Source organism: Pseudomonas sp. ML2-2023-6 (assembly GCF_037055265.1).
In the GTDB taxonomy this organism is placed as follows: Bacteria; Pseudomonadota; Gammaproteobacteria; order Pseudomonadales; family Pseudomonadaceae; genus Aquipseudomonas; species Aquipseudomonas kulmbachensis.
The window spans coordinates 2,685,980-2,704,358 of sequence record NZ_CP146347.1 but is presented as its reverse complement, the minus strand read 5'-3'; the positions used below and the strand labels follow the sequence as shown (position 1 = coordinate 2,704,358).

General features: G+C 57.9%; 16 protein-coding genes. 4 read left to right on the top strand and 12 right to left on the bottom strand.

What is annotated here, in order from left to right:
- Positions 1-192: 192 nt before the first annotated feature.
- Complete coding sequence (locus V6L79_RS12465; RefSeq protein WP_261741808.1) at positions 193-399, top strand: hypothetical protein; 207 nt, start codon at positions 193-195, stop codon at positions 397-399.
- Positions 400-539: 140 nt separating this feature from the next.
- On the top strand, positions 540-1,196 hold the full coding sequence (locus tag V6L79_RS12460) for a VOC family protein (protein WP_261741807.1): 657 nt from the start codon (positions 540-542) through the stop codon (positions 1,194-1,196).
- Between the two features lie 29 nt (positions 1,197-1,225).
- Here V6L79_RS12460 and V6L79_RS12455 read toward each other — a convergent pair whose 3' ends face one another.
- Positions 1,226-2,140 (bottom strand): DUF3313 domain-containing protein, encoded by a 915-nt coding sequence (locus tag V6L79_RS12455; protein ID WP_315968153.1) that lies wholly within the window; start codon positions 2,138-2,140, stop codon positions 1,226-1,228.
- Between the two features lie 47 nt (positions 2,141-2,187).
- Here V6L79_RS12455 and V6L79_RS12450 point away from each other — a divergent pair, with 47 nt between their 5' ends.
- Together V6L79_RS12450 and gltP are read left to right on the top strand one after the other, a co-directional pair.
- On the top strand, positions 2,188-2,619 hold the full coding sequence (locus V6L79_RS12450) for a glycine zipper domain-containing protein (RefSeq protein WP_261741806.1): 432 nt from the start codon (positions 2,188-2,190) through the stop codon (positions 2,617-2,619).
- Between the two features lie 525 nt (positions 2,620-3,144).
- Positions 3,145-4,476 (top strand): glutamate/aspartate:proton symporter GltP, encoded by a 1,332-nt coding sequence (gltP, locus tag V6L79_RS12445; protein WP_261741805.1) that lies wholly within the window; start codon positions 3,145-3,147, stop codon positions 4,474-4,476.
- A gap of 135 nt (positions 4,477-4,611) precedes the next feature.
- On the opposite strand, the gene V6L79_RS12440 is transcribed toward gltP, so the two are convergent.
- The 11 genes from V6L79_RS12440 to V6L79_RS12390 form a co-directional block, all read right to left on the bottom strand.
- A complete protein-coding gene (locus V6L79_RS12440; protein WP_338578861.1) occupies positions 4,612-5,223 on the bottom strand; it encodes an alpha/beta fold hydrolase in 612 nt (203 codons plus the stop codon).
- Positions 5,224-5,376: 153 nt separating this feature from the next.
- Positions 5,377-6,759 carry an LLM class flavin-dependent oxidoreductase gene (locus V6L79_RS12435; protein ID WP_338578860.1) on the bottom strand — a complete coding sequence of 461 codons (1,383 nt, stop codon included), beginning with the start codon at positions 6,757-6,759 and terminating at the stop codon, positions 5,377-5,379.
- A gap of 1,184 nt (positions 6,760-7,943) precedes the next feature.
- Entirely contained in the window at positions 7,944-9,335 is a 1,392-nt protein-coding gene (gene lpdA / locus V6L79_RS12430) for a dihydrolipoyl dehydrogenase (RefSeq protein WP_321836817.1), read from the bottom strand.
- A gap of 10 nt (positions 9,336-9,345) precedes the next feature.
- Positions 9,346-10,566 (bottom strand): pyruvate dehydrogenase complex dihydrolipoamide acetyltransferase, encoded by a 1,221-nt coding sequence (locus V6L79_RS12425; protein WP_261741801.1) that lies wholly within the window; start codon positions 10,564-10,566, stop codon positions 9,346-9,348.
- Complete coding sequence (locus V6L79_RS12420; RefSeq protein ID WP_261741800.1) at positions 10,566-11,051, bottom strand: VOC family protein; 486 nt, start codon at positions 11,049-11,051, stop codon at positions 10,566-10,568. The genes V6L79_RS12425 and V6L79_RS12420 overlap by 1 nt, the downstream gene beginning before the upstream one ends.
- Positions 11,048-13,240 carry a thiamine pyrophosphate-dependent enzyme gene (locus V6L79_RS12415; protein ID WP_338578859.1) on the bottom strand — a complete coding sequence of 731 codons (2,193 nt, stop codon included), beginning with the start codon at positions 13,238-13,240 and terminating at the stop codon, positions 11,048-11,050. The genes V6L79_RS12420 and V6L79_RS12415 overlap by 4 nt, the downstream gene beginning before the upstream one ends.
- A gap of 62 nt (positions 13,241-13,302) precedes the next feature.
- Positions 13,303-14,145, bottom strand: coding sequence for an SDR family NAD(P)-dependent oxidoreductase (locus tag V6L79_RS12410; RefSeq protein ID WP_261741798.1), 843 nt, complete (start codon positions 14,143-14,145; stop codon positions 13,303-13,305).
- Between the two features lie 125 nt (positions 14,146-14,270).
- On the bottom strand, positions 14,271-15,512 hold the full coding sequence (locus V6L79_RS12405) for an OprD family porin (protein ID WP_261741797.1): 1,242 nt from the start codon (positions 15,510-15,512) through the stop codon (positions 14,271-14,273).
- A gap of 116 nt (positions 15,513-15,628) precedes the next feature.
- Entirely contained in the window at positions 15,629-16,351 is a 723-nt protein-coding gene (locus tag V6L79_RS12400; RefSeq protein WP_261741796.1) for an ABC transporter ATP-binding protein, read from the bottom strand.
- Positions 16,348-17,103 carry an ABC transporter ATP-binding protein gene (locus V6L79_RS12395; RefSeq protein WP_261741795.1) on the bottom strand — a complete coding sequence of 252 codons (756 nt, stop codon included), beginning with the start codon at positions 17,101-17,103 and terminating at the stop codon, positions 16,348-16,350. The genes V6L79_RS12400 and V6L79_RS12395 overlap by 4 nt, the downstream gene beginning before the upstream one ends.
- Positions 17,100-18,377, bottom strand: coding sequence for a branched-chain amino acid ABC transporter permease (locus V6L79_RS12390; RefSeq protein WP_338578858.1), 1,278 nt, complete (start codon positions 18,375-18,377; stop codon positions 17,100-17,102). Before V6L79_RS12390 ends, V6L79_RS12395 begins: the two co-directional genes overlap by 4 nt.
- Positions 18,378-18,379 lie beyond the last annotated feature (2 nt).

Genomic DNA, 18,379 nt, shown 5'->3' with positions numbered 1-18,379 from the left:
GCAAGTTAATCGTTTCTGCAGGTTTTATGCGCGGGCATGTCGCGGGCCGATGCGTTGAAGCGAGGACAGATGACAGCGCTGGTTATTCTCAAACCGCAGGTGGATGCGGTTTATCCATTGATCCCCACGAACTTGAAATAGTGGCCGGTTGGCGGTAATGCTGAGGTTCAAATCAATAACAAGGAGAGCAGCATGTCTGAGCACTTCAAAAATCTCAGAGGCGACACTGCCTTTGGCGCTGCAAGCCCGCAGATCAAACGAGAACTAGCTGTTGCCGCTGCCTTGACGCTGATCCAGGCCAAAGTTTTAAACTCAAGCAGCGCCACCCAGCTGCAGTCGGAGCTGAGCAGGCTGAGCAAATATGCGGATCAGATTCAGGCCGCGCTTGAAGTCGAGTAACCCGCCTGCGCCTCACTAACCCTGCGGCGCATTTGCCTTGCGAGATTTATCAGTGCCTGCTCACGCGACTGAAACAGGGAGAGCGCTTGCACATTTTCGATAGGCGCAACCAGGCCAAGGACAGCTAAAGGAGTTTTAAGATGGAAATAGACCATGTTTTTATTTGCGTGAGAGATCACCAGCAGGCGGCTGACGCCATGAAGTCGCTGGGCCTCTCGGAGGGGACGCCGAACGTGCATCCCGGTCAAGGCACTGCAAATAGAAGGTTCTTTTTCCATAATGCCTTTATTGAGCTTCTGCATCTCACTGATGAGGCTCAGGCACAAAGTCCGCTGACCGCGCCAACCCGACTTTTTGAACGGCTGACGTGTACCGATGGCGTGGTTTCGCCGTTCGGTATTTGCTTTAGACCTTGCGCAGACAATCAGGCGCCAACATTTACTACGTGGGATTATCGACCGACTTACTTGCCCGCGGGCCTGAAAGTGGATGTAGGTACGGCCTGCGTGTCCGAGCCGATGTGGTTCTTTCTGTCATTTGCCAAAAGGCCCGATCAGGCTCCGGCAGCCAGAGCGCAACCACTCGAGCATCGCAACGAATTCCACGAAATCACATCCGTGAACGTTAGTAGCCCCCACTGCCATGGCGCCTCAACAGCGGCGAACAGCGCAAACCTGGTCGACGGATTCAAACTCACTCAAGGTGAGGAACACTTGATCACGCTGGAAATCGACCATGGCTTGCACCACCGGACACATGACTTTCGCCCGTTATTACCGATGATAATCAACTGGTGATCAACGTGCGAAAGCTCCGGTAACCGCCTTTACTTGCGGCTGGATAAATACTCGCGCCGCATATCAAGGGCCCAGCCATCAAGCACCAGCTTAAAATCATCCAGGGTCATGACCTGCTTGTCATTTTCCAGTGTCAGGCCCGTTCCTTTGCGCACAACTTGCGCCAAAACCTTCTGATCAGCAGCATCGACAACAGCTATTTCGGTGCTGATTTCACTGTCCTGGTCGCGAATACCGGTAGCCGTACTGACACCGGCAGCAAGCAAGGTAACTGGCAACAACTCATAAAACCTCAAGCTCTGAGTTTTAGCCGTGACCGAGATAATAGCGGGCCTGACAATCAAAGTGTCCGGGCCTGGAGCCGCGACGATTGTCATTACCTTGCCCAGTTCATGTTTGAGCGCAGCATCGTAGTAATGAGTCACGGCGTTAAGTGTCGATTGCGGCTCACGTTCGGTAGGCAACAGTTGCGGATAGAACTGGCTCGGCTCGATATAAACGCCGGAGTAATGTTTGCTCTCAAGTGCTGGGCTTACCCAAGACATAACGGTCTGCCCTGATGACAGCTGCTTTGGCGTCAGTTGACTGTAATCATCAAGAAAGCCTGAATACTCTTCAGGCTGGACGGTCTTGCCGGCACAGGCGGTAAGCAAAACGCAGAGGGCAGCCAACAGTGGCAGCGAGGTACTTCTTCGCATTGGGCAACAGTTCCTGAAACAAGGTGTGGACTTGGGGAACTCCAGCGCTTTAGTGCAAGCCCCGGAGTGAATGGCGCGCAGATTGCCTGAGCGATTTTGCTGGCAGATGTCCGGTTTATTTCCAGGTTGAAATAAACACGGTTTGAGGCGAGGTGTTACTCGTTGCGAACAACTAATAATTGTCAATTTTTGCCTGGCGCCATCATCGAACTTTGAGTTCAAAAACCCCTCTATATACTCAGGCATGCCTGAACTCCTGGGCGCCCTGATTTCTACCCCCGAGGAACATAACAATGCGAATGACACTACCTGCCCTTGCTCTGGGCATCCTGATCGCACAAGGAGCAATGGCTGCTGGAGACGGGACCGCCGCAGTCGGCGGCGGTGTTGGTGGCGCGCTGGGTAATATTGTCGGGCAACAGTTAGGCGGGGCCACTGGTGCCGCTGTTGGGGCCGGAGTCGGTGGTGCTGCCGGTGGCGCGATCGGTGCACCAAGAGGCAACAAAACCGAAGCAGCCATTGGTGGCGGGCTCGGATCAGCCGGTGGCTCGGTCATCGGTAACAAACTGGGAGGTTCAACCGGCTCCACTATAGGTGCTGGCCTTGGTGGAGCTGCTGGTGGGGCAATAGGCAACAATCTTGCCGACGATGGCAGCAGGCATGACTCGGGTGGCAAACACCACAAAGGCAACAAGAAGCACAAAAACAAGAACAAACACCGCTAAAGATCCAGGCTCAGGTCTGTACAAGGCCGCAGACCATGATTCGAAAGACGTGGACGGCAATTGACCGCAGTATCATTGCCGTCCCGCCCGATCGGATGCCCCCGTCATGGCCAAAGGACTCCGGCCATCGAGCCAATACAGGATTAAATTACACATTTTTTTAACTTTTCCTGTTTTCCGCCCCCGCAGCTTCAGCCCCTCATCGCGTCATTCAAAAATGCTCGCCCCCCTGTAATTGCCGGGGTACGGCACTTATGCCCCCCGAAATGGCGTATTCGAACAGCCAGTGCCTATGCTTTTTTTGGATAAATGCATGCTTATTCTGCATAGGGTAGGCATTTACAGCATTAGACGCCGCTCTCGCGCATTGGAATAGTCGCGCCGCCTAAACGGTCTGCCAGAGAGCTTTAAGCATGATTTCCGAGCGACCTATCCGGAGCTGATGCACAGGCTTTTCGGTCGCTGAGCGTTCCGGTTCGGGCACCTAACTACATCAAACTGAAGTAAAGGTAAAAAAAAAATAATATGAAGAAGGCAAAACTTAGCCTCGCCTGGCAGATCCTGATCGGTCTGATCCTCGGGATTGCAATCGGCGCGCTGCTCAACCATTTCAGTGCCGAAAAGGCCTGGTGGATCAGTAACGTGCTGCAACCTGCCGGCGATATCTTTATCCGCCTGATCAAGATGATCGTAATCCCGATCGTTATTTCTTCGCTGGTAGTGGGTATTGCAGGTGTGGGAGATGCGAAGAAACTCGGTCGCATCGGTCTTAAAACCATTCTTTACTTCGAGGTGGTTACCACCATCGCGATTTTGGTCGGCCTGGTGCTGGCCAACGTGTTCCAACCCGGTGCCGGGATCGACATGAGCACCCTGGGCACGGTCGATATCTCCAAATATGCAGCCACTGCTGCTGAAGTAACGCATGAACATGCGTTTATCGAGACCATCCTCAACCTGATCCCCTCGAACATCTTCGCGGCCATGGCTCGCGGTGAGATGCTGCCGATCATCTTCTTCTCGGTGCTCTTCGGTCTCGGCTTGTCGAGCCTGAACGCCGAACTACGCGACCCGCTGGTGAAAACCTTCCAGGGCGTGTCCGAGTCGATGTTCAAAGTCACGCACATGATCATGAACTACGCGCCAATCGGTGTGTTCGCGCTGATCGCTGTGACGGTTGCCAACTTCGGCTTCGCCTCCCTGGTGCCATTGGCCAAACTGGTAGTGCTGGTTTACGCCGCCATCCTGTTCTTCGCCTTCGCAGTACTGGGCCTGATCGCCAAGCTGTTCGGCTTCTCCGTGATCAAGCTGATGCGCATCTTCAAGGATGAGCTGGTTCTGGCTTACTCCACTGCCAGCTCCGAAACCGTGCTGCCGCGTGTGATCGAGAAGATGGAAGCCTACGGCGCACCCAAGGCGATTTGCAGCTTTGTGGTTCCGACCGGCTACTCGTTCAACCTTGACGGTTCGACGCTGTACCAAAGTATCGCGGCGATCTTTATCGCTCAGCTGTACGGTATCGACCTGTCGATCAGCCAGCAATTGCTGCTGGTACTGACCCTGATGGTCACCTCCAAAGGCATCGCCGGTGTACCGGGCGTGTCTTTCGTGGTGCTGCTGGCCACCCTGGGCAGCGTGGGTATCCCGCTGGAAGGCCTGGCCTTTATCGCCGGTGTTGACCGTGTGATGGACATGGCCCGTACTGCCCTGAACGTGATTGGTAACGCCTTGGCAGTACTGGTGATCTCGCGTTGGGAAGGCATGTACGACGACGCCAAGGGCGAGCGCTACTGGAACTCGCTGCCGCACTGGCGCAGCAAGGAAATCCTTCCGGCAGGCGAAGTTTCCAACGGCTGAAACCCGTACGCCTGAAAGCATGATTCTGGCTTCACACAACCCCCGGAAAAACCGGGGGTTGTCGTTTCAGCAAGGGCATAGCGAGACCAGCGACGTCCAGGTCCAAGAGGCGAACAGCCGCTTGGACCAATTGCATCAGTAAGCCAGATGCTTATCGATCAAGCTGGCCACTTCACCGGCATGGGTAAATCCCAGGTCATGCCCGCCGCCGGCAAGCACATGCATTTCAACCCGTGGAATGAGTTGCGCAAGACGCGCCCCGACACGAACCGGGCTGATAGGGTCGCAATCCCCCCAAAGAAGCAGTACTGGCATACGCAGCTCGGCCAGTCGATGCGTAAGGTCGGTATGATCGTCCAGAAACCAGCGCGGCAAGGTCGGATTATCGGCAGCAAATTCATCGCGCCAATCCTGCGCTCCCTGGGCGGACATATCGACACCCCCAGAGGTAACGGTCAGTACCAGATGCGTGATCAGTTCAGGGCGCTCAAGCGCCACACGCACAGCAACAATACCGCCCATGGACTGAGCGACTAACGCCGTCGGTTGATCGATATCGCCAAGCACCCGCACAACCAGATCATCCATGCTGTTCACGCCAGGAATAGAGGGTGTATCGCCAAAACCAGGCCAGCCCACATGGAACTTCTGCGCTCGAGTGGCAAGCTTTTGCGCAACTGGATGCCAGAACTGTGTGTTGCCGGAGGCACCTGGCAGAAAAAGAAGTTGGTCAGGAGAGGTAATCATCGGCGCGGTCCTTGAGGTGGATCAAAACGTCAGCAACAGGGGCAAATAGCGAAAGTAGCGGCATTGTACGGGTTACCAAACAACCTTCTGAAGTTGCCCCTGCCTTGTTTTAAGCCTCTGCGCCTGCAAATGGGTGGTCTGCGCAGATTCCCCCTATAAAACTTGATCGAAACGAAACGATGCACCATAAGCTGACGCTGGTAAGTGACTGGCGCCGTCTGCGCGCAATCGCGAGCGCAAGGTCCCGCTCTGAGGCTCGGTGCGATACAAGCCACGTTTTTGCAATTCGGGAATAATCAGTTCTACAAAGTCTTCAAGACTGCCAGGACTGATCAACGGGTTGAGCATGTAGCCGCTGGTACCGGAAATGCGAGCGTGCTCCTCAATCCGGTCTGCAACCTGTTGCGGGGTGCCCACCAGAATCAAATCGCTGCCACGAGTAACGTTGGCAAAACGTTGTTTGACGTCACCCGCCGTTAACGGTTTACCGCTACCATCTGCACGCATCACATAGGAAGTCATGCCTTCGGTGTGAGTAGAGAGCGCATCACCGTCCGCGTAGCGACTGATGTCGATACCGGTATCGCCTGCATAACTGACCAGTTGCGCCTGCAAGTGGTAATTGCTCTGCAGTTGATCATATTTGCGCTGGGCTTCAATTTCCGTTTTGGCCGTTACGATGCGCAACACCGTCAGCGATTTGACATCTTCAGCCGCGCGACCGCGCGCCTGGGCCTGAGCCCAGATCTCCTCCAGCCCTTGGCGGATCTCATGCGGGTTAGACTTGGCAACGAAGATCAGTTCCGCGTGCTTGGCCGCAAACTCACGTCCACGACCTGACCAGCCTGCCTGGATCAGCAGCGGTGTACGTTGCGGCGACGGAGCCGTCAAGTGCGGCCCGGCTACGCGATAATGCTCCCCGACATGGTTGATCGGACGCACGCGATCACCACGCGCATAAAGCTGACGCGCCTTGTCGGCGACCACAGCATCATCGGCCCAACTGCCCTCCCAAAGCTTATAGGTTACGTCGAGAAATTCTTCCGCACGCTCATAGCGATCGTCATGCTTGATCATCTGTTCCAGGCCGAAATTTCGAGCGGCACTCGACAGGTACGACGTCACGATATTCCAGCCTATCCGGCCATTGGTCAGATGATCCAATGTGCTGAAACGCCGGGCATGGGTGAACGGATGCTCGTAGCTGGTAGTCACCGTGACGCCAAAGGCCAGGTTCTCGGTGACTGCCGCCAGTGCCGGAATAATCATCAACGGGTCGTTTGCCGGTGCTTCCACGGCCCACTTCATCGCAGCCTCGGCATTACCGCCAAACACATCGTAGAAGCCCAGGACATCTCCGAAAAACAGCATGTCCATATGCGCCTGATCGGCAATACGCGCCAGATTCGACCAGTACCCTAAAGAGTTGATGCTCAATCGCTCGTCAGCCGGGTGTGTCCAGAGGCTGGGGGCGCCACCACAGCCAACACTCGCTTGCTCATAGAGCGCAAACAACAGAGGTTTTGGATCAGACATCGTTCTTCCTGAAAGTAGAATAATTAAATGGGCAGGCTGACCGCTGATTTACGGACCTTTGCCGAAGTTGCGTTCGAGGCGGCACAAACCGAATAAAACTGCCCACGTGAGATAGAGCCGAGTGCGAAAAAAATCGTTGGTTCAAGGGTAAGAGCGCTATTGCTTTCAAAGACCAGCACGCCAATCACTTCAGCCACCTTGATAGATTAAAACGTACTATAAAATCTATTTGTACTTGTTTTAAGGAATAAGAGACTAGATTCGAGCTATAACGAATCAGCAGCCAAACGCTTGCCGGGCAGCTCGCTACCCGGTTCACGCACGCAGTACACAGGGCATGGCTAACGGCCAACCTGGCAGGGCTTGAATGACGCCCCCCTTAATCCACCGATTTCAGCTGTCAGCGGACACCCAGCAGTTACCAACTCCGAAGCTATCAAAACTAAATAGTTATATAAAAAGTATAACTACCCACCCCATAAAACCTCCGCAATAATACTTGATAGGCGGTACACACTAAGACGGCCAACATTAAATGAACTTATTGTGACACCCCTGACCGCCCAGACCCGGCACATTACCTACCGAGAATCTGCGAACTACAACGCAGCCCGGCAGGCACTAAAACAGTGCAAACAAGGCATAAAAGCCTTGAGCCAAGCGCTTTAAAGACCTGAACTGACCTGCCGCAAACATATATAAAAATCTTGATAAATCACACTTGGCAAGCGTGCAAAACACTACAAGCAGCGCCAATAGAACACCCTTAGTGTCAGCTTTAAAATCACATGGACTGGGTATATAAAGCGATGAGCATACGTTACTGCAAAGGTGTTGGTTCCTTTATAACTCTTTGCATGCCCGACGCGGTTCGTGTCGGCTTGCACCGTCAACTTAATGCTATCAAGGGCGCTAAAAACACCCTGCAAGTTCGCATGGCATGCGAACGCGCAGAGGGCTTTAGCGAAGCACTTAAAACGCTCAACATATTGAGTACAGAGGATATGGCCGGAGTCTGCCAGGTAATAGAGGCGGTGGTTCAGGCCCGAACCCGGGCCCTGACACTGTAACCTGATAGTGATGGGGCCCGGCTCAGGGCGACTTACAAGCCGAGGAAGCTCTTCGAAAACTCGTCTGCCCCATCCGCCCAGCGGCCGCAGAAAGGAGCGCAATCCATGCTGCGCTCAGCCATGCAGGGCACGATCGTAGGCTGCCAGTACCGCTTCATGCATGGCTTCGGACATGGTCGGGTGTGGCAGGATACTGTCGATCAGTTCAGCCTCTGTGGTCTCCAGCCCCCGTGCGATGGCGTAGCCCTGAATCATTTCGGTAACCTCCTCGCCGACCATATGGGCGCCCAGCAACTCGCCGCTGGCCGCGTCGAACACGACCTTGACGAAACCCTCCGTAGCGCCCATGGCAATCGCCTTGCCGTTAGCCGCAAAGGGGAACTTGCCGACCCTGATCGTCTTGCCGGCACTGCGCGCCTGGGCTTCGGTGTAGCCGACGCTGGCGACTTGCGGGTGGCTATAGGTACAGGCCGGCACGCTCCGGGAATCCAATGGATGGGGATTCAAACCCGCGATTTTTTCAACACAAAGCACGGCTTCGTGACTGGCCTTGTGCGCCAGCCACGGCGCCCCGGCAAGATCACCAATGGCGTATACGCCCGGCTCGCCCGTGCGGCAAAACTCATCCACCAATACATGGGTGTGCTGCACCTTGACCCCAGTGCTTTCCAACCCCAGTTCCTCAACGTTACCGACAATCCCCGCAGCCACCAGCACTACGTCGGCCTCCAGCGTTTCATTGCTCTTTCCTTCCAGACGCAACTGCACTATGCCCTGCTCCACCTTGCTGCTTTGCAGCGCACAGCCGGTGTACAGCCGGATACCGTCACGAGTCAGGGCCTGCGCCACATGGGCACTGATCTCTTGATCCTCTATCGGGAGAATCCGCTCAGCCATTTCCACCAGGCTGACCTGAGCGCCAAGAGCGTGATAGAAACTGGCGAACTCGACACCGATCGCACCCGCGCCGATGATCACCAGCCGCTTGGGCACGCTGTCCGGCACCAGCGCCTGGCGGTAGGTCCAGAAATGTTTACCGTCCGGCTCCATGCCCGGCAGTACCCGTGCCCGGGCACCGGTTGCCAGAATAATGTGCGGCGCCGACAGGCTAAAGTCACCCTTCTCCCCGGTCACTTTCAGCCGCTGCGGCCCATCCAGTCGCGCATGTCCGTTGAACACCTGGACGCGGTGCTTTTTCATCAACCCGCTGACACCCCGATGCAACTGGGCGGCCACATCGCGGGAACGCTTGACGATTGCCTTCAGGTCAGGCCTGGCCGCTGCGACCTCGATACCAAAGCTGCTCGCATTGCCGATCAGGCGCAGTACGTCGGCACTGCGCAATAGGGCCTTGGTCGGAATACAGCCCCAGTTGAGGCAGACCCCACCCAACTGCGCCTTTTCCACCAACGCCGTGCGCAGCCCCAGCTGACTGGCGCGGATGGCCGCCACATAACCGCCGGGACCGCCACCCACGACGATCACATCAAATTTTATTTCGCTCATGGCAACTCCCTCAGATCAGCATGCCCAACGGGTTTTCCAGCAGGCCCTTGAACACTGCCAGCCATTGCGCCGCCAGTGCGCCATCCACGGCCCGATGATCCACCGAGAGGGTGCAACGCAGTACCGAACCGACCGTCAACTCACCGTTTTCAACCACCGGTTTCAGCTGCGTTGCGCCCACCGCCAGAATCGCCGCGTGGGGTGGATTGATGATGGCGCTGAACTGCTCGACGCCAAACATTCCCAGATTACTGATAGTGAAACTGCCACCTTGGTATTCCTCGGGGCGCAGACGGCCGTCGCGGGCACGCCCGGCCAGCTCCGCCACATCCGCGCTGATCTGCGAAAGAGCCTTGCTGTCGGCATTGCGCACCACTGGCGTAATCAGGCCGCTATCAGTGGAGACCGCCACGCAGACATCCGCCTGGTGATAGCGGCGCAGCGCCGTCTCGGTCCAGGTTACGTTCATTGCCGGAACTTGCCGCAGGGCGACGGCCACCGCCTTGACGATGAAATCGTTGATCGAAATCTTCCTCGATGCCGTACGGTTGACCTGCTCGCGAAGGGCCAGCAGAGGCTCCATCCGGCACTCCAGCTCGAGATAGAAATGCGGGACCGTGGCCTTGCTCTCCACCAGGCGCCGGGCAATGGTCTTGCGCATACTGCTGTGCGGGACTTCATCAAAGTCGATAGCCGATACCGGCGCCGCCACCGACGCGAGCGCTGTATTGGCAGCGGGTGCTGCCTCGACGTCGCGCTTGACGATGCGCCCGTTTGGCCCGCTGCCCTTGAGGCTCGTCAGGTCAAGGCCCTTGGCCGCCGCCAGGCGGCGGGCCAGAGGGCTGGCGAAGATGCGCTCGCTATGACAGACGTCAATCGCAGGTGCCACCTCGGCCCGAGGCTGGAGCACAGGTGCATCCACCACCGGTTCATTGGCCGCCGACAGCGCACCAGCCTTGGCCAATAGCGCCGCAATATCGACATTAGTTTCGCCTCTGGCAAACAGCACCCCAATCGGAGCCCCCACTTCCACCTCACGCCCCGGTTCGACCAGGATCTTGCCCAGCACCGCATCTTCTTCGGCTGCCAGTTCGACCAGCGCCTTTTCGGTTTCGATCTCGGCAATGCAATCACCGGCGCTAATCGTGTCGCCTTCCTTGAGGGTCCAGTTCTGGATCGCGGCGTGGGTAGCGTTGGCCGACACCTCCGGCATATGTAAGAGCTTGGCCATCAGGCACTCCGGTCGTTGAACAGGTCGGGACGGTAGGCGGCGATGTCGGCGTATTCCACGAGTTCCAGCACGTTGCCTTCCGGGTCTCGGCAGAACAGAGCCTTCACGTCAGGTCGCAGCTGGATCGGCGCATCACCGGCGAAAAAGCTCGCGCCGGCATGTTTCAGGTCGGCCACCAGAGTGGCGATATCTTCGACAATGAACGTCAGGTAGCTCGCATTCTGGCGGTCGAGGATCAACCCCTGTTCATGCCGGGTTGGCACCCGCTCAGGTGCCAGCAGCTTGATCCGTTCACCGTAGGGCGTCTGCAGACGCACCACGCTGTAGCCGCCTTCGCTCAGACCGACCTGTTGCGCGGCGGCAGCGGGCATATGTACCTGGGCGACAAAGGTAAAACCCAACACATTCTGATAAAAACGGCTGAGGGCCGGGAGATCGACGCAGCAAATTCCCACTTCCATTGGAACCAGCATATTCATACTCATTGGTGTGCCCCTTTTTCACGGATGACCTGTTGCAGGCCTTCGATCACTTCCTCGGTGCGGGCACAGGCGGCGCGCTCCAGGACTTTTGAAATACTTGGTGAGCCTTCGCCACCGGTCACGCGCTGGATCGGTTGGTCGAGCCAGTCGAAGCAACGGCGCTGCAGTTCGTCAGCCAGCCAACCGCCGTAGGAAGTCCCCCGTGCGCCCTGCTCGACGATCAGTACATTATTGGTCTTGCGAATGCTCGCCTCGACCGTGGCCCAGTCAAAGCTGGCACGGTCGAGGAAACGCAGGTCAATGACTTCGGCATCGATACCGGTCTGTGCCACCGCTTCCAGCGAGTGCCCGACCATGCTCAAGTACGTAAGGATGGTCAGGTCGCGACCTTCACGGCGCACGGCGGCAGTACCGAACGGGATCTGATAGTCCAGGTCGTCCACAGGCACTTCGCCGTTCTGGGTGTACAGATCGACGTGCTCGATCACCAGCACCGGGTCCTTGCAGGCCAGCGCGGTGTTCATCAAGCCTATGTAGTCGAACGGCGTGGAAGCCGCAACGATGCGCCAGCCCGGATTGGTCACGTAGATTCCGGCCGGATCCATGGAGTGCTGCGAACCGTAGCCGGTGCCCATGGCAATCTTGGTACGCAGCACCAGTGGTACGTCACTTTGCCCGCCGAACATGTGCCGGGCCTTGCCGATCTGGTTGAATACCTGGTCGGCGGCGACCCACATAAAGTCGGGGTACATAAACTCCACCACCGGTTTGAAACGCCCATCCAGGGCCATACCGCCACCCAGCCCACAGAAAGCGTTTTCACTGATAGGGGTGCCGAGTATGCGCTCCGGAAAACGCTCTTTCAGGCCGCGAGTGGCGCCGTTGGTTCCGCCCTTTAGACGGTGTACGTCCTCGCCCATGACGACAATGCTGTCATCGGTTTCCATGCGCCTGTTCATCACATCGGCGATGGCGTCGATGAACTTGCGTGGCTCCAGGCCACCGCTATAGGTCGCCTGTTCACAGGTGCGGGCAGAGGCCAGTTCACTGAGGTCACCACGAATACCGACATCGCGAAAGTCCGGCGACGGCCACAACTCGGGACGAATCCGTCGTTTGCCCGGTTTACCAGCCGGGTCGGCTTCGAGCAATGCGGCAGCCGCCTGAACCATAGCCAGCTTGATGGTTTGACGCAGATCGGCCAATCCGGCGTCGTCGATCAGGTCGCGTTTTTTCATTTCCCGCGCCAGACGCTCCAACGGATCACGGGCACGCCAGCTCTGTTCTTCTTCCTTGCTGCGGTAACCGAATGCGCTGCCAGGGAACGGTCCGTTTTGATGAAAGAACCGGTACACATCAGCCTCGATAACGGTTGGACCGTTGCCCGCGCGCATATGCGCCAGCGCTTGCTGCATGGCCAGGTAGACCGCCAGCGGGTCCATACCATCGACCTTCCAGCTCGGGATATTGAAACCCAGCCCGCGCGCCGACAGACGTGGCTCGGCAGTGGCTTCCTCAACCGTGGTGGAGACCGCGTACAGATTGTTTTCAATGAAGAAACAAAGCGGCAGTTTCCAGGCCGCTGCCAGGTTCATGGTTTCCAGCACCGAACCGATGTTTACCGCGCCATCACCGAAATAGGTCACCGCCACGGTGTCGGTCCGGGCATGCCGATGGGCCCAGGCGGCACCGGCTGCCAGCGGTACCCCGCCACCGACGATAGCGTTGGTTCCCAGGGCACCAGCCTCGGCCCACTGCAGATGCATCGAACCACCACGGCCTTTGCAAAACCCCTGGGCCAGGCCCAGGATTTCCGCCAGGGTGCGTTGCAGCAAATCCTGGATCGGCGCAGTGACAGGCGATTTCGGGTCGATACCAGTGGGCATCAGGTACACCAGCGCCTTGGCCAGAAACTGGTGATGCCCCCGGTGCGAACCATTGACTTCATCCGCCGCGCCCAACGCAACGATCGAACCTACCGCGCCTCCTTCCTGACCGATGCTCGAATGCGCCGGACCATGCACCAGGCCTTCGCCTGCCAATTCCAGCACGGTCTCTTCAAAGGCTCGGATCAGGTGTAATTGGCTGAGCATGGTGCCCAGCAACGCAGGATCGGCCTGCTTCCAATCGGCGTCAGTGGAACTGAGCTCGACCCACGGCGAGGCCGGCGACAAGGCAACACTTTTCGGCATTTCACTTCTCCACAAATGACTTGAATCGACAGGCCACGGCGGGCCCGCGCAACGAGGGCGAACTAGAAGCCGTTAGCGGTCCAGCCGCCGTCCGATACGTAAATTTGCCCGGTGATGAAGGTCGCGCTGCTGGAGGCCAGAAACAGCGCCAGCTCAGCCATTTCGCCCGGTTCACCGAGGCGTTGCAGCGGTGTGCGCTTGCGCAGGGCTTCGACGTCCAGGCGGCCAGCACGTTGCAGTTCTTCCACCAGCGGAGTCCGGGTATAGCCCGGGCCGATGGCATTCATGCGGATACCATGCCCGGCCCACTCCACCGCCAGGCACTTGGTCATGGAGACCACAGCGGCCTTGGTTGCGCAGTACGCAGTGCGATCCGCGGAATGGGACACGCCCCACATCGACGAGGTGTTGATAATCACCCCGCTCTGTTGGTCGATCATGTGTCGTGCTGCCGCTTGGGCGCAGAAGAACACGCTGTTGAAATTAATCTCGATGGCCCGACGCCATTCGGTGGGAGTGATGTCCAGGGACGGTTTGTTGATCGATACGCCCGCGTTGTTGAGCAACACATCGATACGCCCGAAACACGCCTTGGCGTGAGCGAAGGCAGCTTCGACAGCAGCTTCGTCGGTGACCGAAGCCAGGAAACATTCAACCCGTGTCGACGGAAAATTGTGCTGCAACGCGCTCTTGGCGTCCGCCATGGCCTGGGCATTGATATCGATCAGCAGCAAGTGCGCGCCGTTGCGGGCAAAGCCTTCGGCCAAGGCCAGGCCTATGCCGCTACCGCCGCCGGTTACGACCACCACCTTGCCGTCGATACCGGCATAGGCACTGTGCTGGAAAACGGCTGCATCGGACCGTGACTGTTGGGAGGTAGCAGGAGAAATATCTGGATGGGACATGCTGTTCTCACTTGTTTTTATGTCTGGTCATACATTTAAAACTACTTGTCAGACCAGTAGCAAAAAATTAACTCGCTGCCAGGAGTCTGTCAAAGGGATTTGTTGAAAATACCCTGCTGCAACGATCAGAACAGCGCCAGGCTGTAGCTTACAATCAGCCGGTTATCGTCCACTGAGGGGCCGAAATTGGAGCGCACCATGGCATTCCTCCAGCGCAGCCCGAGGTTCTTCAAAGGCCCGCTCTGGATCACATAGGACAGGTCGAAATCCCGCTCCCATTCCTTGCCGCCGTTACCACCAGCAACCGCCACATTGTCGCCATTGACGTAGCGCACGAAGGCGCTAAGCCCAGGGACACCCAGAGCGACAAAGTTGTAGTCGTAGCGCAGTTGCCAGGCTTTCTCTTCGGCGGAGGCAAAATTGCGCACCTGGATATCGCTGGGCAGCACGGTGGTGGTGGGGCTCAACCAGATGGTGCCGTCATCGCCATACATACGCTGCCAGGCGGCCATCAGCGTATGCCCGCCCAATCCTGCACTCAGGGCCGTGAAGAACGAACGGTTGTCGATCTGCCCAGCCTTGGCCTGACCCTCTTCTTCGGAATCCAGCAGGCCGATATTCGCGCCCAGCGTCCAGGCGCCAACCGGTTGTTTGTGGGTGAACTGGATAAAGCGCTGACGGTAGATATCCTCCAGTTGTGCGCCCCACAGGCCTACCATGGTCCGCTCCTGATTGAAACGGTATTCGCCGCCCAAGTAGTTGTAACGATCAGATGTGGCGAAGGCGCGGCCATCGATGAACAAGTCTTCACGATTGCTCGAGTTGCGCTGGGTGAACGAGCGCATCTGCCCGGCATTGAGGGTCAGCCCGGTGATTTCCCTGGAGGTCAGCATGGCGCCCTGAAAGGTCTGCGGCAGCAAGCGCGCATCGTTGTACTGAAGGATCGGCAGGGTCGGCAGCAGCTCCCCGACTTTCAGTTCGGTCCTGGACACTTTCATCTTGACCGCCGCCCCCAGGCTGGAGAAATCATCTGCGGAACCATTGCCGTCATTGGGCAGCAACAAGCTGCCTGCGCGCCCACCGCCGCTGTCGAGCTTGACCCCGAGGCGACCGATAATATCGACCCCCACACCGACGGTACCTTGGGTGTAGCCGGACTGAGCATTGAGCAAGAACCCCTGGGCCCACTCCTCGCTCTTGGCCCTGGCGGCGCCACTGTCGCGAAAGTCACGATTGAAATAGAAGTTGCGCATCTGCACGCTGGCCTTGGCGTCCTCGATAAAACCTTGCTCCTGGGCCAGGGCCAAGCCCGGCAAAGTACTGAGCAACAACAGTGGTCGTGCGCTGAAATGTTTAGATAGGCTCATTTTTATTGTTATTCCCGGTGGATTGCAGACACAACGATCCCTTGCGCACACGAGGTCGGCGATGGGATCAGGTAGAAAATGGCAGGCGGACCTGCCGGTTAAACGCGCTTGCGACCTCAGACCGCCAGCCACTCCTTCATCAGGCTCGGGTCATCGGTGAGTGCCTGGGGCGTGCCCTCGAAGACGATCCGCCCATGCCCCATTACGCAGACACGGCTGGAGACCTTGAGGGCGATAGTCAGCTTCTGTTCTACCAGCAGGATTGAGACGCCTCGCCGGTGAATATCGCGAATGGCCTCGGCGACCACGGCGACAATCTTCGGTGCCAGCCCCTCGGTGGGTTCGTCGATCATCAGCACTTTGGGACAGCCCAGCAGCGAACGGCACAGGGTGAGCATCTGCTGCTCGCCACCCGAAAGGTTGCCTGCACCCGTATTGCGTCGCTCGCGCAGTCGCGGAAAGTAGTCGAACATCTGCTCGACGGTCCATGCCGTGGCACCGTCAGTCGCCACTTGCTGCCCCATGCGCAGGTTTTCCTCGACGCTGAGGTTGGCGAATACTTCACGCTCCTCCGGAACAAAACCGACTCCGGCGCGACTGATGCGGTACGGACGCAGCCCCGTCAGCTCCCGCCCCCCCAGCTGGATGCTGCCCGCACTGGGCGGCACCAGGCCCATTACTGCTTTCATGGTGGTCGAACGCCCGGCGCCATTGCGCCCAAGCAGGCTTACCACTTCGTTATGACCGATGCTCAAGTCGACCCCATGCAACACATGGCTCTTGCCGTAATGAACATGCAGATCGCTGATCGACAGCAGGTTTGGCGAAATCGAGTTCATGCGCATTGCTCCTCTCCCAGATAGGCTTCCTGCACCCGACGGTCAGCGCGGATCTGATCCGGCGTGCCAGTGGCTATGACTTCGCCGTACACCAGTACGCTGATGCGGTCGCACAGGGAGAACACCACGTCCATGTCATGCTCGACAATCAGTAGCGAACGCCCCTGGGTAACCTCGCGAATCAGGTTCAGGGCGTAGTCGGTTTCCTCATGGGACATGCCCGCCATCGGCTCGTCCAGCAGGATCACCCGAGGGTCACAGGCCAGGGTCATGCCTATCTCCAGGGCGCGCTGCTCGGAGTAGGACAGTTCGGCTGCGCACACTGTTTGCTTGTCCTGTAGCCGCACCTGTTCGAGCAGTTGCTCGGTCTGTGCGCGCACCTCAGAGTAACGCTGGATCGAGCGCCAGAAGTGGTATTGCATCCCGTGTTTGCGCATGACTGCGATACGCAGGTTTTCGAACACCGAAAGTCCGGGAAAAATGTTGGTGATCTGAAACGAACGCGACAACCCCAAGTGATTGATGTGCTGCGGCGAATAACCCTGGATCGCTTCCTCACCCAGGAGAATCTGCCCGCTGCTGGGCTGCAACTGCCCGGAAATCAGATGGAACAAGGTCGACTTGCCCGCCCCGTTGGGACCGATCACCGCGTGGCGTTCCCCGGTGTGCAACTCAAGCTGCGCACCACGAATGATGTGTGCCTCGCCAAATGACTTGTGCACATCGCGTAACTGCAGGATTGCACGGCTCATGATTGTTCTCCTTCGACCCGAGATCTGAGGGCGACGGGCCCGGCCGCCGGCTCATCGTCCAGCAGACGCAGCCATTGCCGACGAGCCAGCTTCAAGACCAGTAACCCCGCCAACCCCAGCAGCAACGGCATGGCCCAGGTCAGCAGCGCGCCCGGTAGCCATTCACGACCGAACAGGCTGATTGCAGGCCAGGGCTGGTCCGCTATCAGCAGCGCCTGATAGTCCTGGCTAAACACCCGCTGCAACGTTTCGATCGCAAACACCACCGCCAGGCTCAACAGCCCCGCAGTGATCAGCGCAGACAACGCCGCCGGGATGACCGCCAGCCAGCCGCGCCGACGAATTTGCGCACTCCAGCACAGCACCAGTCCGGCCAGGCCACTGGGCATGAACATCATCACCAAAACGAACAGCAGGCCCTGATACAGCAACCAGGACTGCGTAAGGTCGGAGGCAGCATTGCCAAAAAACGTCATCAGCGCTGCGCCGAGCACCGGCCCGAGGAACACGTTAACCCCGCCGATGTATGTATTGAGCACCACTTCTGCGGAAAAGCGCATGTCGAACAACACGTAGTTGGCCGACTCCAGGTTCAGCGCCTGCAAGCCCCCGGCGATACCAGCGAACATTGCCGACAAGGCAAATACCAGCACCCGTAAACGATGCACGTTGTAGCCCAGGAACTGCAGCCGGTGGCCGTTCTCGCGCAGGGCGAAGGTCAAACGCCCCATAGGGGTCAGCGTGAAGGCATAGAGCAAGGCAATCGACAGCACCACCCAGCCCAGCGTCAGGTAGTACACCTGGGTGGCGTCGCCGAAATCCAGGCCCCAGGCAGGGGAGCGCATGGACGAAATACCCGCCTCACCACCGAACAGCATACTCAGGTGCGGGGCCAGGGAATGCAGCAGCTCAGCCAGCGCCAGGGTAATCATGGAGAAGTAGACACCCGCCCGTTTGGTGGCAAACCAGCCAGCACACAAACCGCAGATAAAGCCGCCCAAGGCACCGATCAGTGGCAGCAACGGCGTTGGCAGCAAACCTTCGCCATTTAGCGCATTCATCGCGTGTAATGTGGCGAACGAACCAACGCCGAAGTATGCCGCGTGACCGAACGAAAGCATGCCGCCCTGCCCACACAACAAGTTGAAGGCACAGGCAAACAAGGCTGCGATAAGCATCTGAATAGCCGCATTGACCATCGCTGCCGGCAGGATGGCGGGCAGCACCAGCAGGGCCAGCAACAACACCGCCAGGAAGATTTTCGTAAGTTTCATGG

Excerpts from the sequence above, each read along its gene's own strand:
- V6L79_RS12465 (WP_261741808.1), top strand. The coding sequence starts at position 193 with ATGTCTGAGCACTTCAAAAATCTCAGAGGCGACACTGCCTTTGGCGCT.
- V6L79_RS12460 (WP_261741807.1), top strand. The coding sequence starts at position 540 with ATGGAAATAGACCATGTTTTTATTTGCGTGAGAGATCACCAGCAGGCG.
- V6L79_RS12455 (WP_315968153.1), bottom strand. The coding sequence starts at position 2,140 with ATGCCTGAGTATATAGAGGGGTTTTTGAACTCAAAGTTCGATGATGGC.
- V6L79_RS12450 (WP_261741806.1), top strand. The coding sequence starts at position 2,188 with ATGCGAATGACACTACCTGCCCTTGCTCTGGGCATCCTGATCGCACAA.
- gltP (WP_261741805.1), top strand. The coding sequence starts at position 3,145 with ATGAAGAAGGCAAAACTTAGCCTCGCCTGGCAGATCCTGATCGGTCTG.
- V6L79_RS12440 (WP_338578861.1), bottom strand. The coding sequence starts at position 5,223 with ATGATTACCTCTCCTGACCAACTTCTTTTTCTGCCAGGTGCCTCCGGC.
- V6L79_RS12435 (WP_338578860.1), bottom strand. The coding sequence starts at position 6,759 with ATGTCTGATCCAAAACCTCTGTTGTTTGCGCTCTATGAGCAAGCGAGT.
- lpdA (WP_321836817.1), bottom strand. The coding sequence starts at position 9,335 with ATGAGCGAAATAAAATTTGATGTGATCGTCGTGGGTGGCGGTCCCGGC.
- V6L79_RS12425 (WP_261741801.1), bottom strand. The coding sequence starts at position 10,566 with ATGGCCAAGCTCTTACATATGCCGGAGGTGTCGGCCAACGCTACCCAC.
- V6L79_RS12420 (WP_261741800.1), bottom strand. The coding sequence starts at position 11,051 with ATGAGTATGAATATGCTGGTTCCAATGGAAGTGGGAATTTGCTGCGTC.
- V6L79_RS12415 (WP_338578859.1), bottom strand. The coding sequence starts at position 13,240 with ATGCCGAAAAGTGTTGCCTTGTCGCCGGCCTCGCCGTGGGTCGAGCTC.
- V6L79_RS12410 (WP_261741798.1), bottom strand. The coding sequence starts at position 14,145 with ATGTCCCATCCAGATATTTCTCCTGCTACCTCCCAACAGTCACGGTCC.
- V6L79_RS12405 (WP_261741797.1), bottom strand. The coding sequence starts at position 15,512 with ATGAGCCTATCTAAACATTTCAGCGCACGACCACTGTTGTTGCTCAGT.
- V6L79_RS12400 (WP_261741796.1), bottom strand. The coding sequence starts at position 16,351 with ATGAACTCGATTTCGCCAAACCTGCTGTCGATCAGCGATCTGCATGTT.
- V6L79_RS12395 (WP_261741795.1), bottom strand. The coding sequence starts at position 17,103 with ATGAGCCGTGCAATCCTGCAGTTACGCGATGTGCACAAGTCATTTGGC.
- V6L79_RS12390 (WP_338578858.1), bottom strand. The coding sequence starts at position 18,377 with ATGAAACTTACGAAAATCTTCCTGGCGGTGTTGTTGCTGGCCCTGCTG.